The sequence below is a fragment of the Streptomyces sp. ID05-26A genome, assembly GCF_033794685.1.
Taxonomy (GTDB): domain Bacteria; phylum Actinomycetota; class Actinomycetes; order Mycobacteriales; family Pseudonocardiaceae; genus Lentzea.
Map to the genome: position 1 here is coordinate 82,353 of NZ_JARAYZ010000003.1, position 17,029 is coordinate 99,381.

The window sequence follows — 17,029 nt, forward strand, 5'->3', positions numbered from 1 at the left end:
TGCCACCTCGTGGTAGTCAGATAAAACGGCATGGCGAAGCTGACGGCGGAATGGGGCCGCTATCTTCGGAATTGACCTGGGTGTGCTGTTTTTTCTAGTACGAACGAGATTTCCGCCGTGTTTTCTTCGATCGGGATATCATTCGCATCCCCACCAGCGCGAGCGCGAGCACCGCGATGGCGCCGAAGAAGACACCGTTGTTGTCACCGAAGACGCCCTGCTCGGCGGTCCTGGTGAACCTGGTGCCCTCCGGCACGGTCGGGATCACTCCGTCGGTCGGGTTCGCCGTCTGGTCGGCCGCCGCCTGGTCGCCCGTCGCGTCCGGAGTCCCGGTGCTGTCCGCGGCGGGAGGCGGAGGCGCGAGCGGCTGCGGTGATTCCAGTCCGGCGAAGTCGACCTTGCCGGTCTCCTCGAGCACCTTGATGTGGTCGAAGACGGTGATCATCGCTTGCGTGGAAAGGATGCGGATGAGCTCGTTCTTGGTACCGGCCCGGATCTGCGCCGCGTAGGCGTAGACCTTGCCGTGGGCCGCGCGGAGCCGGTTGGCGAAGACGGCGTCGAACTCGTCGCCGTTCGCCGCGTCCATCTCGGCGAGCCAGCCCTTCTGCTCGTCCGAGGCCTCCGTGGGCAACGTGTGGCCGAGCAGGACGCCCGCCCGGTTCACCACGTTGTCCAGGAGCGTGTGACCCTCGATGAGGTGCTTGCAGGCCTCTTGGATCTTGGGCTGGTCGGCTCGCTTGGCCTTGCCCTTGTCGCCCGCGGGCTTCTCCCACAGCCCGGCCTGCTTGACCCGGTTCATGAAGTCCCGGTCAGCCGGTCCGAGCGGGCCCCACTGCGTCTGGACGACCTCGTCGCCCTTGCCGCCGCTGTCGGGCGGCGGCGTCGAGATGGGGGTGGACGGCGTCGTCGTCGGCTGGCCGACAGCGGTTCCGGTGTTCAGAAGCACCGCCAGCGCACAGCCGGCCACCGCGACCATCAGTCGCGTCGGCTTCGCCAAGTCCATGGGGAGTCGCACGAACGGGAATACGGCCAGGAATGGGAACCCGCCTCAGTTCGAGACGTCGCCGTTACCGAAACGTTATCGAAACGGCCGCAACCCCGGCCGTTCCTGCTCCAAATGCCCGACATAGGGTCGTGAGCATGAGCAAGCGTTTTGTGGCGTTGGGGGACTCGTTCACCGAGGGTGTGGGCGACGAAGACGCTGGTCGTCCGAACGGGGTGCGGGGCTGGGCGGACCGCGTCGCCGACGTGCTGGGGGCGATGGACCCCGAGTTCACCTACGCCAACCTGGCGGTGCGGGGCCGGCTGCTGCCGCAGGTGCTGGGGGAGCAGCTCGACCGAGCGCTCGAGATGAAGCCCGACCTCGTATCGCTCTATGCGGGCGGCAACGACCTCATGCGGCCCAAGGTGGACATCGACGCGTTGATGCGCCGGTATCGCGCGGCCGTCGCACGGCTGGTGTCCGCGGGTGCGCGCGTAATCCTCTTCACCGGCGTCGACGGTGGTGACGACCCGGTGTTCCGCAAGATGCGTGGTCGCGTGGCCATCTACAACGAACACGTGCGCGCGATCGCTCATGAACACTCGTGCGTGCTGGTCGACATGTGGAACATGCGGCAGCTGCGTGACCGTCGCATGTGGTCGGCGGACCGGTTGCACCTGAACTCGCTCGGTCACACCGAGGTCGCCATCTCGACGCTGGAAGGCCTGGGGGTCGACCACGCGCTGGAGCGGACCCTGCTCGGTGTCGCGCCGCTGCGGGACCGCCGCGTCCGGCGGGCGGAGGACTGGAAGTGGGCGCGCGAGCACGTCGTGCCGTGGGTGCTGCGGCGGGTGCGCGGTGAGTCGTCCGGCGACGTGATCCGGCCGCGCCGCCCGGAGCTGCTGCCGCCTTCGTAAGTAGAACGTGTTCCTTCGAACGGCCTTCATTAACGACGTGACCACGCTTTAGTGACGGGGTTGCGCGCGATTCTTTGCATGTAGAACGCGTTCTAGAAGTTGCTTGGGTCTGGATGGATGCAGACCCCTAGCGTCCGTTCGCATGCGTCGCAGGACCGCACTGATCGCACTCACGATCTGCGCGTTGCTCGCCGGATGCGGAAGCAGGCTCACCGACGAGCAACGCGCAGCCCTCGTCGTGCCGCAGGGAGGGTCGGCGGGCACCCAGGACGGTGCGGTGACCGGCGAGGACGGCGCGGTGCCCGGTGAGGGCACCGCGGAGCAACCGGGCGCCGCGAACCCGCAGCAGCCGAACAAGCAGCCGAACCCTCCCGGCAGCATCGCCGGTGGCTGCCAGGGCACCGGCGGCGCCACGGACAAGGGCGTCACGGCCGGCGAGATCACGATCGCCAACATCTCCGACATCAGCGGCCCGGTGCCCGGCCTCTTCCAGTCCGCCCAGCAGGCGACCAAGGCGTTCGTCGAGTACTTCAACGCCACCCAGGGCTCGGTCTGCGGGCGCAAGCTCAAGCTCGTCTCGTTCGACTCCCGCACCGACAGCGGCGGCGACCAGCAGGCCACCTCCCAGGCCTGCGAACAGGCCTTCGCACTGGTCGGCTCGATGTCGGCGTTCGACCAGGGCGGCGGACCGGCCGCCACCGGCTGCGGCATCCCCGATCTGCGAGCCTCGACCGTCACCGCCCAACGCCAGCGCACGCCCGTGAGCTTCGGCGCCGCGTCGAACGTCGTGAACCTCGTGTCGTCCGCGGGCCCCGACCTGGTCAAGTCGAGCTTCCCCGGCGCGATCGGCAACGCCGCGTACATGTACCTCAACGCCGACGCGAGCGCGCAGAACGCCCGCAGCATGCAGAAGGCGGCCGAGGCACGCGGCATCAAGTTCGTGTACTCGCAGGCCATCGACATCGCGGACGTCAACTACGCGCCGTACGTGGCGAAGCTGAAGGAGACCGGCACCAAGATCGTCTACTGGATCGGGTCGGCGCAGTACGCGGTGCGGCTGCAGCAGGCCATGCGCCAGCAGGGGTACACGCCGGAGGCGTTCATCACCGACCCGTCCGCCTACGACCCGGCCTACGTGCGGCAGGGCGGCGCGGCGGTCGACGGCACCGTCGTCTACACGAACGGCGCGTTGTTCGAGGAGTCGAACGCCCAGGTGGCGCTGTACAAGCAGTGGCTCGGACGGGTGGCTCCCGGCGCGGCGCCCTCGTACTTCGGGATGTTCGCGTGGGCGGCCGCCCGGTTGTTCGTGACCACGGCGGCGAAGGTCGGGCCGCAGCTGACCCGCAAGGCGATGCTCGACGCCGTGCGGCAGGTGCACGACTTCACGGCCGAGGGCATGGTCGCGCCGCAGGACGTCGGCGGGAAGCGGACCTCGGCCTGCATGACGCTGGTGAAGCTCAAGGGCGGGACCTGGTCGCGGCTCGCGCCGGCCTCGGGGTACTCGTGCGGGTCGCTGATCGACACGGGGGTGGGCGGATGACGGACCTGGTCCTCCGGCTCGCCGCTGAGGGTGGGCGGCCGTCCGCTCCTGGCCTCGACACCGGGAGCGGCGCATGACCGCCCTCCTCGCCTACACCATCTTCGGCCTCGTCACCGGCGGTGCGTACGCCGTCGTCGCCGGCGGCCTCGTGCTGACCTACAGCACCTCGAAGGTGTTCAACGTCGGGCACGGCGCGATCGGCATGGTCATGGCGTTCCTCTACTGGGAGCTCGCCGAGAACCGCGGCCTCCCGCAGTGGCTCGCGCTGCTGCTCGTGGTCGGGGTGGCCGCGCCGCTGTTCGGGCTGGTGGTCGAGCGGTTCATCATGCGCAGGCTCGCGGGCGCGCCGGTCGGGATCACGCTGGTGGCCGGTGTCGGTGTGCTGGTCGGGCTGATCGGGGTGGCGCAGGTGATCTGGCCGCCGCAGGCACGTCCGGTGCGGCCGTTCCTCGACCAGCTGGGCGTCCACGTCGGACAGTCCTTCGTCAGCGGGCACGACCTGGTGACGCTGGTCTGCGCGGTGCTCGTGGCGGGCGGGTTGTACGTGTTGCTGAACCGGACGCGGACCGGGCTCGCGATGCGGGCGTGCGTCGACGCGCCGGAGCTGGCCTCGTTGTACGGCACGCGGCCCGCCCGGCTCTCGGCGTTGAGCTGGGCGATCGGGTCGGCGCTGGCCGCGCTGGGCGGCATCCTGCTGACGCCGGTGGTGCAGCTCGACTACGTGACGATGACGTTGCTCGTGATCACCGCGTACACCGCCGCGCTGGTCGGGCGGTTGCGGAGTCTGCCGTGGACGTTCGCCGGGGCGCTCGGGCTCGGGCTGGTGCAGTCGTACGCGGTGGCCTACCTGCCGTCGTCGCCGTTCTGGATCTCGTTCCGGGCGGCCATTCCGGCGTTGCTGCTGTTCGTGGTGCTGCTCGCGATGCCGCAGTCGCCGCTGCGGATCGGGGGTGTCCGGGGAACGCGCGGGGTCGCCGTGCCGAACGGGCTGACGACCGGCGTCGGTGCCGGGCTGTTCCTCGGTGTGGTCGTGGTGCTGGCGTTGCTGGTGGACTCGGTGGTGGCCGGGCAACTCGCGCTGGCGCTGGTGTTCGGGATCGTGCTGCTGTCGATGGTGCTGCTCACCGGGTACGGCGGGGTGGTGTCGCTGGGGCAGTTCACGTTCGTCGGCGTGGGCGCGGTGACGGTGGCGCGGCTCGGCAGCCCGTCGCCCCTGACGCTGCTGATCGGCGCGGGGGTCGCGGCGGTGGTCGGGGCGCTGATCGCGTTGACGGCGCTCCGGGTCAGCGGGCTGTACCTGGCGCTGGCGACGCTGGGGTTCGCGCAGCTCATGGACAAGCTCGTGCTGCAGTCGCCGATCGCGTTCGGGGTGCGGGGCAGTCTGCAGGTGCCGAGGCTGGTCGAGTCCGCGACCGGGCAGTTGCTGCTGGCCGCGGGCACGTTCGTCCTCGTCGGGGTCGGGGTGCTCGCGATCCGGCGCGGCCGGCTCGGGCGGCGGATGATCGCGGTCAAGGACAGCTCGGCGGCGTGCGCGACGCTCGGGCTCAACGTGCGCTGGATCCGGGTCTGGGTGTTCTCGCTGTCGGCGGCGATCGCGGGGCTGGCGGGCGGGTTGTTCGCGCAGCTGCGGGAGACCGTCGCGGCGAGCGACTTCCAGCTCTTCAACAACCTGCCGTTGCTGCTGTTCGCGGTGATCGCGGGCGTCACGTCGGTGTCCGGCGCGTTGCTCGGCGGGGTGCTGCTGATGCTGCTTCCCGTGCTGCAGAGCGGGTTCCCGGCGTTCGCGGGGGTCGCGGTCGTGCTGCTCGGCGTCGCGGCGGCCGGGCTGGCGCGGGATCCGAACGGGCTGGTCAGCTGGGGTTTCCGGGCCTGGTCCTGGCGGCGCGCATGAGCACGTTGCGGGTGGAGGGCGTGACGGTCCGCTTCGGTGAGGTGACCGCGGTCGACGACGTGACGCTGACCGTCGAACCCGGCGTCACGGGGCTGATCGGGCCCAACGGCGCGGGCAAGACGACGTTGTTCGACGTGATCAGCGGCCTGCGCAAGCCCACCGCCGGACGGGTGGTGCTCGACGACGAGGACATCACCGCCAAGGGCCCGCACCAGCGCTCGCGGCTCGGCGTCGCGCGGACGTTCCAGCGGCTCGAGGTGTTCGGGTCGCTGACGGTGTGGGAGAACGTCGTGGTGGCGCTGGAAAGCCGGCGCCGGTCCGTGAAGCTCGCGGACGAGCTCCTGGACCGCGTGGGGATCGCGGAGTTCGCGGGCAACCAGGCCGACACCGTGCCCACCGGCGCCGCCCGTCTGCTGGAACTGGCCCGCGCGCTCGCCACCGACCCGTCGTTGCTGCTGCTCGACGAACCGTCGTCCGGTCTCGACCGCGCGGAGACCGACGCGTTCGGCGAGCTGCTGCGGCAACTGAGCGCGGAGGGCCGCTCGGTCGTGCTGGTCGAGCACGACATGGACCTGGTCATGGGGTACTGCGACCGCGTGCACGTGCTCAACCTGGGACGGCTGCTGGTCTCCGGCACACCCGACGTCGTCCGTGCGCACGAGGGAGTCCGGGAGGCGTACCTCGGATGATCGACCTCGCCAAGATGATCGAACTCAGTGACGTCCACGCCGGCTACGGCCGCATCGAGGTGCTGCGCGGAGTCTCGCTGACCGTGCCGCGCGGCACCGTCACCGCGTTGCTCGGCCCGAACGGCGCCGGCAAGTCGACGCTGGTCAAGGTCCTCAGTGGACAGATCAGGGCCACCTCCGGGCACGTCCACCTCGGCGGCGTGCACGTCAACGACGCCGCGCCCGACGAGCTCGCCCGCGCGGGCCTGTGCGTGATCCCGGAGGGCCGCGCGATCTTCCCGAACCTGACCGTCGCGGAGAACCTGAGGCTCATGCGGGGTGACGCGACCGTGGTCTACGACCGCTTCCCCAAGCTCAAGGCACGTCAGAAGCAGCTCGCGGGCTCGATGTCCGGCGGCGAGCAGCAGATGCTCGCGTTCTCCCGCGCGCTGATCACCGACCCGGCCGTGCTCGTGATCGACGAGCTCTCGATGGGGCTCGCCCCGGTCATCGTCGCCGAGCTGTACGAGGTCGTGGGGGAGCTCGCGCGGTCCGGCGTCACGATGCTGATCGTCGAGCAGTTCGCCGAGACCGCCTCGGCCGTCGCGGACCAGGTCGTCGTCATGACGCACGGCGAGATCTCCGCCGACGACGATCTGGCCACCGTCTACTTCGGAGGGACGTCATGAGGTACGCGCTCGTCCTGCTGCTCCTCCTGCTGTCCCCGGCACCCGCGAAGGCCGCGGACATCGGCGGTTTCACGCTGACCGCCCGCGCCGCGCCGGTGTCGGTGCTGCTGCACACCGACCTGATCCCGGTGCCGGCCGAACCGCAGGGCGAGGTGCACCTCTCCTACACCCAGACCGAACTGGGCTCCGGCCCGATCGGCCGCTCGCTCGCCAGTTCGCTGTGGCCGGGGGCCGCCGTCGGCACCGGTCTGCCGCAGTTGCTCGGGTTCGCCTATCCCGTGCAGGCCAACGCGGCGCACCCCGGTGGCCCGGCCGACCAGTCGCAGCCGGGCATGAAGGCCTCCGCCGGTGCCGCGAAGGCCGAGTCCCACGCGGGCGCGAAGCAGGAGGTGCCGTTCCTGCTGACCGCCGACGGCCTGTCGTCCAGCAGCGTCAGCTCCGTCGGCGCGACCGAGGCCAGGTCCACCGCCGTCACGTCCGCGCAGACGATCTCGGTGCTGGCGGGGCTGGTCGTGATGTCGGGCGTGAAGTTCGAGTCCGTCGCGGTGAGCGACGGCAGCAAGGGCAGCGGCACCAGCGCGTTCTCGATCGCCGAGTTCACCGTGCTGGGCCAGAAGTTCCCGGTCAAAGCCCCGGACGCGCCACCGGACGGGTTGCTGAAGGCGTTGGAACCACTGGGAGTCACCCTCGCCTGGCCCGCCGCGGCCACGAAACTCGAAGGCACGGCGGCGACCTCGTCCAGCCGCGGCCTCACGCTGACCGTCGACGTGCTGGCGTTGCGCACCAAGCTCGGCCTCGGCGGCATCCTGGACGGCATCGTGGCCCCGTTGCTGCCCAAGGTACTCGTGCCGCTGCTCAACCCGCTGCGCAAGATGGTCGTGGTCGTCGGCGACACCGAGGCCGTCGCAAACGCTTCCGCCGCAGCACCTCTGACCCCACCCGACGCACCCGCCCCGCTCGCCCCCGTGCCACCCGTCGCCGACGCCCCGCCACCCGCGCTGGGCGGCGTGCCCCCGGTAGCGGGCGTGAACCCGCCGTCGAAGACGGTCACCCCGGTCGCGTCGGCCCGCGCCAAACCCCGCTCGCTGCTCGACTTCCCCGGCGTGCCGGCGCTGCTGGTGCTCACCGGTCTCGGGGTCGCCGCGGCGGGAGCGTTCGGCATGAAGTCGTTCGGCACGTTCCTGCTGGGCGGCGCCCCCTGTCCCTCCGGGCACCCGACCGGTGTCCCCGACCTGCGGGTGAACCCATGACGATCCAGGACCGGCGCCGCGCCCGGATGCGCAGCGGACTCGGCCTCGCCGGCACGATGCTGATGACGGCGGGCATCGCGGCGATCCTCTTCGCCTGGTGGGGCGTCGCGCACACCGGCTACACCTTCGAACAGATCCCGTACGTCGTGTCGGGCGGGATCCTGGGCGTCGGGCTGATCGGCGTCGGCGGGTTCCTCTACTTCGGATCGTGGCTGACGAAGCTGCTGGAGGAGCAGAGGCAGACCACCTACGCGCTCCTCCAGTTGCTGGAGGAGCGCGACCGGGAGCGGGTGGAACGCACTAGCGTGCTGTGAGGGCGTAGCGGGACGTTGCCGCTCTTCCGGGCGCTCTGCCGCAGCAACTCCTTGGCCAGGCCCTCCGGTGCCTCGTCGAGCGAGCGGTTGATCGAACTCGAGGCCTGCGAACATGTCTCCGACGTCGTCGGTGAGCACGTCCGTCTCGAAGCGCATGCTGATGCGGGAACCGAGAGGACCGTCGAGCAGGTGGCGTGCGGACTGGCCGACCGTGACCGGAGCGCCGTAGCCGGGCTGGGCGACGTCCGTGCCGACGACCGTCCCGTGAGGACCGACCTGGTCGGCGAGCACCGCCGTCATGTCGCCTGGCCGCAGCCGATCTCCAGGACTCGTGCGCCCTCGGGGACCTGCCACGTTCGAGCCGATTGGACGCGATACGCGGTCTGCGTTGCCTGAATGTCCGGATCGAGACTGGAAGTCGCCATGAGGCGAGCGATTCCGTGAGCATCCAGTGCTCCGCACAGCAGGAGAGCGGGTGCCGGTCGCGGTACCGGTTTCATCCACGTCAACGACTTCCGTCAGTGGTCAACTGACAACAATGTCAAGTGGACTGGACGTGAGAGCGTTCTCTCGCAACGCTCTGACGAGCACGAACGATGTCCGGTTCATCCCCTTGAACAGGTGGTTTAGACCAGTTAACGTGCCTGCCATCACGTTCCCCCTGCACGTGAATGGAGCACCATGAAGAAGTTTCGCTGGCAGATCCTGACCCTGGGTCTGGCGATCGCCACCGTGGTCGGAGGCGTTGTCGCCGCGCCCGCGAGTGGCGCGTCGGGCGTGACGGCGGCGTTCACCAAGACCTCGGACTGGGGCAGCGGCTACGAGGCCAAGTACACGATCTCCAACAGCGGCGGGTCCGCGCTCACGTCGTGGACCGTCGAGTTCACGCTGCCGGGCGGGCAGTCGATCGCGTCGCTGTGGGACGGCAGCTACGGGGCGAACGGCCAGAACATCACCGTCCGCAACACCTGGAACGGGTCCGTGCCCGTCGGCGGCTCGGTGAGCTTCGGCTTCACCGTCAAGGGCTCCGGCACGACTCCGTCGGACTGCAAGGTCAACGGTGGTTCGTGCGACGGCACCGGCAACCCGCCGACGACGACCACGACGACGACCACCACGACCACGACGTCGAACCCGCCGTTGCCCGGCACCGGCCGCGGCGCGCCCTACCTGTACCTGGGCTGGGGCAACCCGCAGAGCGCCACGCAGGTCATGAGCCAGACCGGCGTCAAGTGGTTCACGCTCGCGTTCATCCTCTCCAGCGGCGGCTGCACCCCGTCGTGGGACGGCCAGCGTCCGCTGACCGGGGGCGTGGATCAGCAGACGATCAACGCCATCCGCGCGGCCGGCGGTGACATCGTGCCGTCGTTCGGTGGCTGGAGCGGCAACAAGCTGGGCCCGAACTGCTCGACCCCCGAGGCGCTGGCCGGCGCGTACCAGCAGGTCATCAACGCCTACGGGCTCAAGGCGATCGACATCGACATCGAGAACACCGACGAGTTCGAGAACGCCGTCGTGCAGGACCGGATCATCACGGCCCTGAAGATCGTCAAGCAGAACAACCCCGGTATCCAGACGATCGTCACCTTCGGCACCTCGACCACCGGCCCGAACTTCTACGGCAACCGGCTGATCGACCAGGCCAAGGCGCTGAACGCGAACATCGACGTGTTCACGCTCATGCCGTTCGACTTCGGCAGCTCCAACATCCGCCAGGACACCATCGGCGCGGCGACGGGGCTGAAGAACAAGCTCAGGTCGACCTTCGGCTGGAGCGACGCCGAGGCGTTCAAGCACGTCGGCATCTCGGGCATGAACGGCCTGTCGGACCAGCGCGAGCTGACCACGGTCGACGACTGGACCGCGATCCGCGACTGGTCGAAGTCCAACGGCCTCGGGCGACTGGCCTTCTGGTCGGTCAACCGCGACCGCGGCGGCTGCGACGGTCAGGTGTCCGCGAGCTGCTCCGGCATCCAGCAGGCCGAGCTCGCCTTCACGAAGATCACCGCCGGGTTCTGATCACCAGCTGTACCCGGACGACCACGAGCCGTCAGCGCCATTTATTCGGTGGCGCTGACGGCTTAGTCTTGTGCCATGCGACGACGACATTGATCTTCAACTGATCTGACCAGGACCGCGACGGCGTGGGCGTGGTGTTCGCACCTCATCCCGATCTACGCGCTGTACGCGTTGCTCTTCGCCGACAGTGGACTGTCGGACGCCCAGATCTCGGTGCTGCTCGCCATCTGGTCGCTCACCGCGGTGGTCTTCGAGGTGCCCTCCGGCGCGCTCGCGGACCGGTTCTCGCGGCGCAGTTCGCTGGTCGTCTCCGGTGTGCTGCAGGCCTTCGGCTACGCGGCCTGGGTGGTGTTCCCGTCGTTCTGGGGCTTCGCCGTCGGCTTCGTGCTGTGGGGTCTGGGCGGCACGTTGCAGTCCGGCGCGTTCGAGGCACTGCTGTACGACGGGCTGGCGGCCGACGGCGACGAGGACCAGTACGGGCGGCTCAACGCCCGTGTCGACACCATCGAGCTGATCGCCCAGGTGCCGGTCGCGATCATCGCCACCGCGCTGTTCTCCTCCGGCGGTTACCAGCTGGCCGGATGGGTGTCGGTCGCGATGTGCCTGGCGTCGTCCGTGATCGCGTCGCGGTTCCCCGAACCCGAACGAGGCGACGAGGACGACGACGAGCTCGGCTACTTCGCGACGCTGAAGACCGGTCTGCGCGCCTCCGTTCCGATCAAACGTGCCGTGCTGGCAGTGGCCCTGGTGTACGCCATCGACGCGTTCGAGGAGTACTTCACGCTGCTGGCGCAGGACTGGGACGTGCCGACGGTGTGGGTGCCGATGGCGACGATCGGCATTCCGCTGATGGGGGCGGCCGGTGCCTCGCTGGGCGGCAGGCTGCCGTTCCGCGGCTGGGTGCTGTTCGCCTCGGGTGTGCTGCTGATCGCGGCGGCACTGCTGGCCGTGCCGCTCGCGATCATCCTCTTGGGACTGTTCTACGGCCTCTACCGGTTCGTGCTGGTGCACGTGGAGACCGAGCTCCAGCACCGGATCGAATCCGACGCCCGCGCGACGGTCACGTCCGTGGCCGCGATCGGCTCGGAGTTCGTGGCGTTCGCGATCTACGGACTCTGGGTGCTGGGCTCGGCCGTCGCCATCGGCGTGATGGTTCTCGTGGTGGCGCTGGTGATCTGGCGCCGTCAGTGAGGGAGGGCGCGCTTCGGGCGGCGTTCGTCGACGGACTCGCGGTACTCCTCGATCGCGAGAGCCACGTCGAACGCCGTCCGCGTCTTCTCCAGCGCCGGCAGGTAGTGCACGCCGCGGGCCAGCGCGTCGAGGTCGACGCTGAAGTACACGCCCATCAACGGGTTCACGAACAGCTCGCTGCCCTCGGTGCGGGTGGTGAACTGCACGTTCCCGAACTCGCCGCGCAACGAGGCCGCGATCTGCCCGTTCACGATGCTCGGCGACAACGGCGTCGCGTCCTGCGCCTGCTGGACGGCGGTCGTGTAGGCGCGGGCCTCGAAGCTGTCCGACGGGATCGACAACGCGCCGAGGTACGCGCCCTGCTTGTCCAGCGCCGCCAGGTTCTCCAGCACGTGCGCGTGGCACACGCCGTGGTGCGCGTCGATGCCGAACCCGAGGCTGGTCACGATCTTCACGACGCCGTTGATGCCCGCGGCGGCGGCGAGACTCGTCATGTCCTCGGTCGGCGTGCCGAGGTGCTGTTCGTCGCCGCGCAGCAGGATGTCCGTGCCGCCGTCGACGAGCACGACCGCGTCGATGGAGTGCTTCTCGATGATCGTCCGGTACGCGCTGCGCAACGGCCGGACGCCCGTGCGCGGGAACGCGTAGACCGTGTCGCCGAGGAACCGCGCGAGCTCGCGTTCGGGGAAGTACGCGTCCTCGCCGGAGGTCTCCGGTGCGACGGCGGCGAGCCCCGGCTCGATCCACGCGTCGAGGTCGAGGCGTTCGAGGTCGCTGAAGCTGAGGCTGGCGTAGTGCACGCGCTTGCCCTCGCCCCGCAACGCGACGCCGAGCGGGATGCCCGCGAACACGTCGAAGCCGCCGCCCGCCCCGGCGATCAGGACGTTCTGTGCTTTGTGGAGTCTGGCGAAGAGCGGAGGCTTGGCAAGGCTGAACACACCAGTGACCCTAGCTTTTCGACGTCGGCGGGGCTGCCGACTTTCACGAGCAGCCGGTCGGGTCCGTGGTCGAGGCCCTCGTCCAGTGCGTCCGCGAGCACGCCGAGCCTGGGGTGCGCGGCCTGGTCGCGGTACCGGCGCACGTGCTCGGTCTGGCCCGCGAACACGAACAGCCCGTCGTCGTGCTCCGCCGCCAGGTCGGCGACCTCGGGCGAGCGCGCGCAGGCGTGCCAGACGTACGGCCGGTCCGGCCACAGGGCTCGGAGCCGCGCGTAGTTCTCGATCGTGAGCGGCAGGCCGTACTCGATCTCCTTGCCGAACCAGCCGAACACCTTCGCGGTGTTGCCCCTGCCCAGGACCAGGTCCGTGCGGCCGGGGGCGAGCAGGGCCAGCGTCGTGTACTCGGCGGCGAGCCGGGCCGGGTCGTTCGTGGTGATCAGCGTGGTGGCGGTGGAGAGCCGCAGCGTTGTGACGGCCGCGATGTGCGCCAGGAGCGTGGCGGGGCAGGACGAGGTGTACGGCGGGGTGTGGTGCTCGCCGACCGCGAACACGTCGAAGCCCGCCTCGTCGGCCGCGACCGCCAGCGCGACGATCTCCGCCGGGGAGAGGTCGCCCGCGGTGAACACGCCGATCTGCACACGCTCAGTGTGCGCCACTCGGGAGAATCCGTGAGAGGGTGCCGCCGCCTGGCCGATTCCATCGGCGGGGGAGTAACGCCAGGATCTTCCGAACAGATCAAACTGCACAAGCTGGACATCCGCGGAGGCCGCCGTGCTAGTCGTACAGATCTTCCTGCCACTGGCGCTGGGACTCGTGATGTTCGGACTCGGACTCACGCTCACCGTCGACGACTTCGCCAGGGTCGCGAAGTACCCCAAGGCCGCGGTCATCGCGCTCGTCTGCCAGGTGGTCGTCCTGCCCGCGGTCTGCCTCGGGCTGGTGCTCGCGTTCGGGCTGAAAGGCGTGCTCGCGGTCGGCATGATGCTGTTGGTCGCGTCTCCGGGCGGCACGTCGGCGAACCTCTTCAGCCACCTCGCGGGCGGCGACGTCGCGCTCAACATCACGCTCACCGCGATCAACTCGGTGCTGGCGGTCTTCACGCTGCCGCTGGTCGTCGGGCTGAGCATGGCGCACTTCATGGCGGACAGTGCCGAGGTCGGGCTGCAGCCGGCGAAGTTCGTGCAGGTCTTCGCGATCGTGCTGGTGCCGGTGGCGATCGGCATGCTCGTGCGCCGCAAGTTCGAGACGTGGGCGCTGAAGATGAACGACCCGGTGCGCATCGCGTCCGTCGTGGTGCTGGTGCTCGTCATCATCGCCGCGATCGCGCAGGCCTACCAGCAGCTGATCGACAACATCGGCACGCTCGGCCCGGTGGCGTTGCTGCTGAGCATCTTCAGCCTGCTGATCGGGTACTACGTGCCCAAGGCGTTCAAGGTCGAGCGCAAGCAGGCGATCGCGAGCGCGATGGAGATCGGCATCCACAACGCCACCATCGCGATCACCCTGGCGCTGACCGTGCTGAACGACGAGACCATGGCGATCCCGCCCGCCGTGTACGGCGTGCTGATGTACCTGCCGGCGGCGGTGGCGGCACGGCTGTTGTCCCGCAACGACAAGGCTGTCGTCTAAAGCGGTTGCGGTGGTGGTTAGGTTGATCGTGACATGCGTTCAACCTCAACCGTACTGATGGCGGCCGTACTCGTTGCCGCAACCGCTGTTCCCGCCCACGCCGCGGGAATCGTCCGCACTGACACCGGATATGTGTCAGGAACCACCACCGACGCCCTGCGCTCGTTCCAGGGCATCCCCTTCGCCGCACCGCCGGCGGGGGAGAACCGCTGGCGCGATCCGCAGCCCGCGAAGCCCTGGCAGGGCGTTCTCGAAGCAGACAGGCCCGGTCCTCGGTGCGAGACCGAAGAGGACTGCCTGTACCTCAACGTCACGACGCCGGTGAGAGCCGCGAACCGACCGGTCATGGTCTGGATCCACGGCGGCAGCTTCACCAGTGGAGCCGGGTCTGACTACGGCGCGGACCAGTTGGCGCGCAACGGTTCCGTGGTCGTCACGATCAACTACCGCCTGGGCGCCTTCGGGTACTTCGGCTTCCCGGGACTCGCCGGCTCCGGTGCGTTCGGCCTGAGCGACCAGCAGGCGGCGCTCCGCTGGGTCCAGCGCAACATCGCTCGGTTCGGCGGCGACCCGCACAACGTCACGCTCTTCGGCGCGTCCGCGGGCGGGCTGTCGACGTGCGCGCAGCTGACCTCGCCCAGGGCGAAGGGCCTGTTCCACCGGGCGATCATCCAAAGTGGACCGTGCCAGTTCGGCACCCCGGCGGGCGAGAACCAGATCCAGCACGTCTGGGCCGAGCGCGAGGACGTGGAACGGGCCGGTGCCCAGGCGTCGGGTTGTGCGGACATCGCGTGCCTGCGCCGGCTCACGGTCGAGCAGGTCACCGCGCTGACACCGCAGTTCTCCTCGCCCGCGTACGGCACGGAGGCCTTGCCGGAGAACCCGATCACGGCACTGCGCGAAGGCCGCTTCCACCGGATCCCGGTGCTCGCCGGCACCGCACGCGACGAGTTCTCGGTGTTCGCCGCGATGTTCTACCCACCGCTGGACGCCGCCGGGTACGAGCAGGCGTTGACCGAGGGTTTCGGCGCAGCCAAGGCACAAAGGATCCTCGCCGCCTACCCGCCGCGCGGTGGTGACGAGCGAGTGGCGCTGTCCGCGGCGCTCTCGGACATGACCTCGGCCTGCCCGACCGCCGAACTGCGCGCGCAGACGCACGCGTTCGGCTACGAGTTCGCCGAACCCGAGCCGCCGATGATCTTCCCAGGCATGCCGGACTTCCCGTACGGCGCCTATCACGGCTCGGAGCTGCCGTTCCTGATGCGCTACGCCGGTGTCGAGCTCGCCGGGAAGCAGCAGAGGCTCTCCGCCGAGATGGTGCGGGTGTGGACCCGGTTCGCGCGCACCGGACGTCCGGGCTGGGCACGCCAGGACGTCCGGCTCTTCGCGACCGAGCAGGTCGCACCGGCGAACAACCGGTGCGACCTCTGGGCTAGCTAGAAGAACCCCGCGGCGCGCGTCCGTGCGACTTGCCGGGCGCGCGCACGCCGTTCACCGTCGAGGTGTCGAACGCGAACGTGATCACCGCGGTGGCGATCGCGTCGGCGTTGACGTCCAGGGCGGTCAGGTTCAGGTTCGACCGGTCGTCGCACGGCTGGTGGTAGCACGGGTCGAACGCGATGCCCGCGGTGCCGCCGTACCGTGCCGCCTGCTCGGCCGTCTTCACGTCCTCGGCCCCGGTGAACAGGCCACCGGCCGGGATGTTGACCGCGATGAACGGCCCGTAGTCCGACCGGCCGGAGAAGTCCGTGTCCTCCGAGGGCAGCCCCCGGTCGGCGTAGAACTTCTCGAACACGTCCTCGATCTGCGCCGACCCCGGCGGGATCGGCACGGGCGCGGTGCCGCTCGAGTCGTCACCGTCGTAGATCCCGTAGAAGTGGTTCGGCGAGCCGACCATGTCGAAGTTCAGGTACAGCGCGATCCTGTCCCGGTCCGCGGGCGGCAGCGTGGCGACGTAGTGCTCGGACCCGAGCAGGCCCTCCTCCTCGGCGCCCCACCACGCGAAGCGGACCTTCGCGTTGGGCTTGACCTTCTTCATGTGGATCGCGGTCTCCAGCAACGCCGCCGAGCCGCTGCCGTTGTCGTTGATGCCGGGCCCGTCCTGGACGCTGTCGAGGTGCGCGCCGGCCATCACGACGTTGTTCGTGTCGCCGTCACGGGACTCGGCGAACACGTTCCACGCCTGCCGCGTCTCCTCGGTGAAGTCCACCTTCACCCGGACCGTGGCGCCGGGCGTGAGCACGATCAGCTCCTCGGCGGCCGCGTAGGTCGCGAACACCACGGGAATCGCGAGACCCGGGGTGTCGCCGATCGGCGTCGACAGGCCGGTGCGGCCCGGCTGGCCCTCGTTGAACAGGACGACCGCCGCCGCACCCGCCGCCTGGGCGTTGAGCGCCTTGACGTTGAACCCGCACGTGCCGCGCTGGATCAGCGCGACGCGGCCGGGGACGAACCCGGCGAAGTCGGCCGCCTCGCACCCGCTGGAGCTGGTGTTCGCCACGGGAGCGGGCGGCACGATCACGTCGACCGGCTGGATGACACCGGTGACGTCACCCTCGAACGTCGGCGTGAAGCCGTTGCGGGTGAACTCGCTGTCGCGCGCGAACACCCGTGGAACGGGGGAGACGCGGTCGAGCCGTGAGTTGTCCTCCACGTACGGGAAGTCGAACGCCTGGACGCTCGGTGAGTAACCGGCCGCGGACAGTTGCGAGACCACGTAGTTCACCGACGCCTGGTATCCAGGACGTCCGGCCGCGCGGTCGCCGTGGGTGTCCGCGATGGACTGGAACGCGTCGAGATGTCGCAGGACGCCGTTCAGCGTCACCGCCTTGGTGAGCTTGGCAGGAGAGTTGTTGTTGGGATCAGCGAGTGCCTGTCCGGTCACGGCCAGTGGTAGAACCAGTGCCAGGACCGCGAACAGTGCGAACCGCCGAGGACGTTGGACCATCGGTATGCCTCCATGCGTACTTCGCCGCCGAATGCATCCCCCGACGATCCTTAT

15 protein-coding genes are annotated in these 17,029 nt (G+C 69.5%); 11 read left to right on the forward strand and 4 right to left on the reverse strand.

The genetic code is table 11. The features are described 5' to 3' along the window. Positions 1 to 94 precede the first annotated feature (94 nt). Positions 95 to 1,003 carry a DUF4142 domain-containing protein gene (locus tag PV646_RS27575; protein ID WP_500345174.1) on the reverse strand — a complete coding sequence of 303 codons (909 nt, stop codon included), beginning with the start codon at positions 1,001 to 1,003 and terminating at the stop codon, positions 95 to 97. A gap of 137 nt (positions 1,004 to 1,140) precedes the next feature. Here PV646_RS27575 and PV646_RS27580 point away from each other — a divergent pair, with 137 nt between their 5' ends. The 9 genes from PV646_RS27580 to PV646_RS27620 all read left to right on the forward strand — a co-directional run bounded on the left by PV646_RS27580 (position 1,141) and on the right by PV646_RS27620 (position 11,461). Continuing rightward, on the forward strand, positions 1,141 to 1,899 hold the full coding sequence (locus PV646_RS27580) for an SGNH/GDSL hydrolase family protein (protein WP_500345175.1): 759 nt from the start codon (positions 1,141 to 1,143) through the stop codon (positions 1,897 to 1,899). 142 nt (positions 1,900 to 2,041) lie between these two features. Further along, positions 2,042 to 3,439 carry an ABC transporter substrate-binding protein gene (locus tag PV646_RS27585; RefSeq protein WP_500345176.1) on the forward strand — a complete coding sequence of 466 codons (1,398 nt, stop codon included), beginning with the start codon at positions 2,042 to 2,044 and terminating at the stop codon, positions 3,437 to 3,439. 73 nt (positions 3,440 to 3,512) lie between these two features. Continuing rightward, positions 3,513 to 5,330, forward strand: coding sequence for an ABC transporter permease (locus PV646_RS27590; protein ID WP_500345177.1), 1,818 nt, complete (start codon positions 3,513 to 3,515; stop codon positions 5,328 to 5,330). Beyond that, on the forward strand, positions 5,327 to 6,019 hold the full coding sequence (locus tag PV646_RS27595; RefSeq protein WP_500345178.1) for an ABC transporter ATP-binding protein: 693 nt from the start codon (positions 5,327 to 5,329) through the stop codon (positions 6,017 to 6,019). The genes PV646_RS27590 and PV646_RS27595 overlap by 4 nt, the downstream gene beginning before the upstream one ends. Beyond that, the gene (locus PV646_RS27600; protein WP_500345179.1) at positions 6,016 to 6,687 is read left to right on the forward strand and encodes an ABC transporter ATP-binding protein; all 672 of its coding nucleotides are present in this window, start codon (positions 6,016 to 6,018) and stop codon (positions 6,685 to 6,687) included. Before PV646_RS27595 ends, PV646_RS27600 begins: the two co-directional genes overlap by 4 nt. Beyond that, positions 6,684 to 7,937: a choice-of-anchor P family protein gene (locus PV646_RS27605; protein WP_500345180.1), complete on the forward strand. Its 1,254-nt coding sequence runs from the start codon at positions 6,684 to 6,686 to the stop codon at positions 7,935 to 7,937. The genes PV646_RS27600 and PV646_RS27605 overlap by 4 nt, the downstream gene beginning before the upstream one ends. After that, positions 7,934 to 8,251: a hypothetical protein gene (locus PV646_RS27610; protein WP_189157986.1), complete on the forward strand. Its 318-nt coding sequence runs from the start codon at positions 7,934 to 7,936 to the stop codon at positions 8,249 to 8,251. The genes PV646_RS27605 and PV646_RS27610 overlap by 4 nt, the downstream gene beginning before the upstream one ends. Before the next feature lie 681 nt (positions 8,252 to 8,932). Then, entirely contained in the window at positions 8,933 to 10,270 is a 1,338-nt protein-coding gene (locus PV646_RS27615) for a cellulose binding domain-containing protein (protein ID WP_500345181.1), read from the forward strand. 171 nt (positions 10,271 to 10,441) lie between these two features. Then, positions 10,442 to 11,461: an MFS transporter gene (locus PV646_RS27620; RefSeq protein WP_500345182.1), complete on the forward strand. Its 1,020-nt coding sequence runs from the start codon at positions 10,442 to 10,444 to the stop codon at positions 11,459 to 11,461. On the opposite strand, the gene PV646_RS27625 is transcribed toward PV646_RS27620, so the two are convergent. Further along, a complete protein-coding gene (locus PV646_RS27625) occupies positions 11,455 to 12,399 on the reverse strand; it encodes a DUF1152 domain-containing protein (protein ID WP_500345183.1) in 945 nt (314 codons plus the stop codon). The two genes, PV646_RS27620 and PV646_RS27625, sit on opposite strands and share 7 nt — an antisense overlap. Then, on the reverse strand, positions 12,339 to 13,037 hold the full coding sequence (locus tag PV646_RS27630) for an LLM class flavin-dependent oxidoreductase (protein WP_500345184.1): 699 nt from the start codon (positions 13,035 to 13,037) through the stop codon (positions 12,339 to 12,341). The genes PV646_RS27625 and PV646_RS27630 overlap by 61 nt, the downstream gene beginning before the upstream one ends. Before the next feature lie 133 nt (positions 13,038 to 13,170). Here PV646_RS27630 and PV646_RS27635 point away from each other — a divergent pair, with 133 nt between their 5' ends. Both PV646_RS27635 and PV646_RS27640 read left to right on the forward strand, forming a co-directional pair. Then, positions 13,171 to 14,028, forward strand: coding sequence for a bile acid:sodium symporter family protein (locus PV646_RS27635; RefSeq protein ID WP_500345185.1), 858 nt, complete (start codon positions 13,171 to 13,173; stop codon positions 14,026 to 14,028). A 57-nt stretch (positions 14,029 to 14,085) separates the two neighbouring features. After that, complete coding sequence (locus PV646_RS27640) at positions 14,086 to 15,468, forward strand: carboxylesterase/lipase family protein (RefSeq protein WP_500345857.1); 1,383 nt, start codon at positions 14,086 to 14,088, stop codon at positions 15,466 to 15,468. Here the strand turns inward: PV646_RS27640 and PV646_RS27645 are convergent. Beyond that, positions 15,461 to 16,975, reverse strand: coding sequence for a M28 family metallopeptidase (locus tag PV646_RS27645; RefSeq protein WP_500345186.1), 1,515 nt, complete (start codon positions 16,973 to 16,975; stop codon positions 15,461 to 15,463). The genes PV646_RS27640 and PV646_RS27645 overlap by 8 nt on opposite strands. Positions 16,976 to 17,029 lie beyond the last annotated feature (54 nt).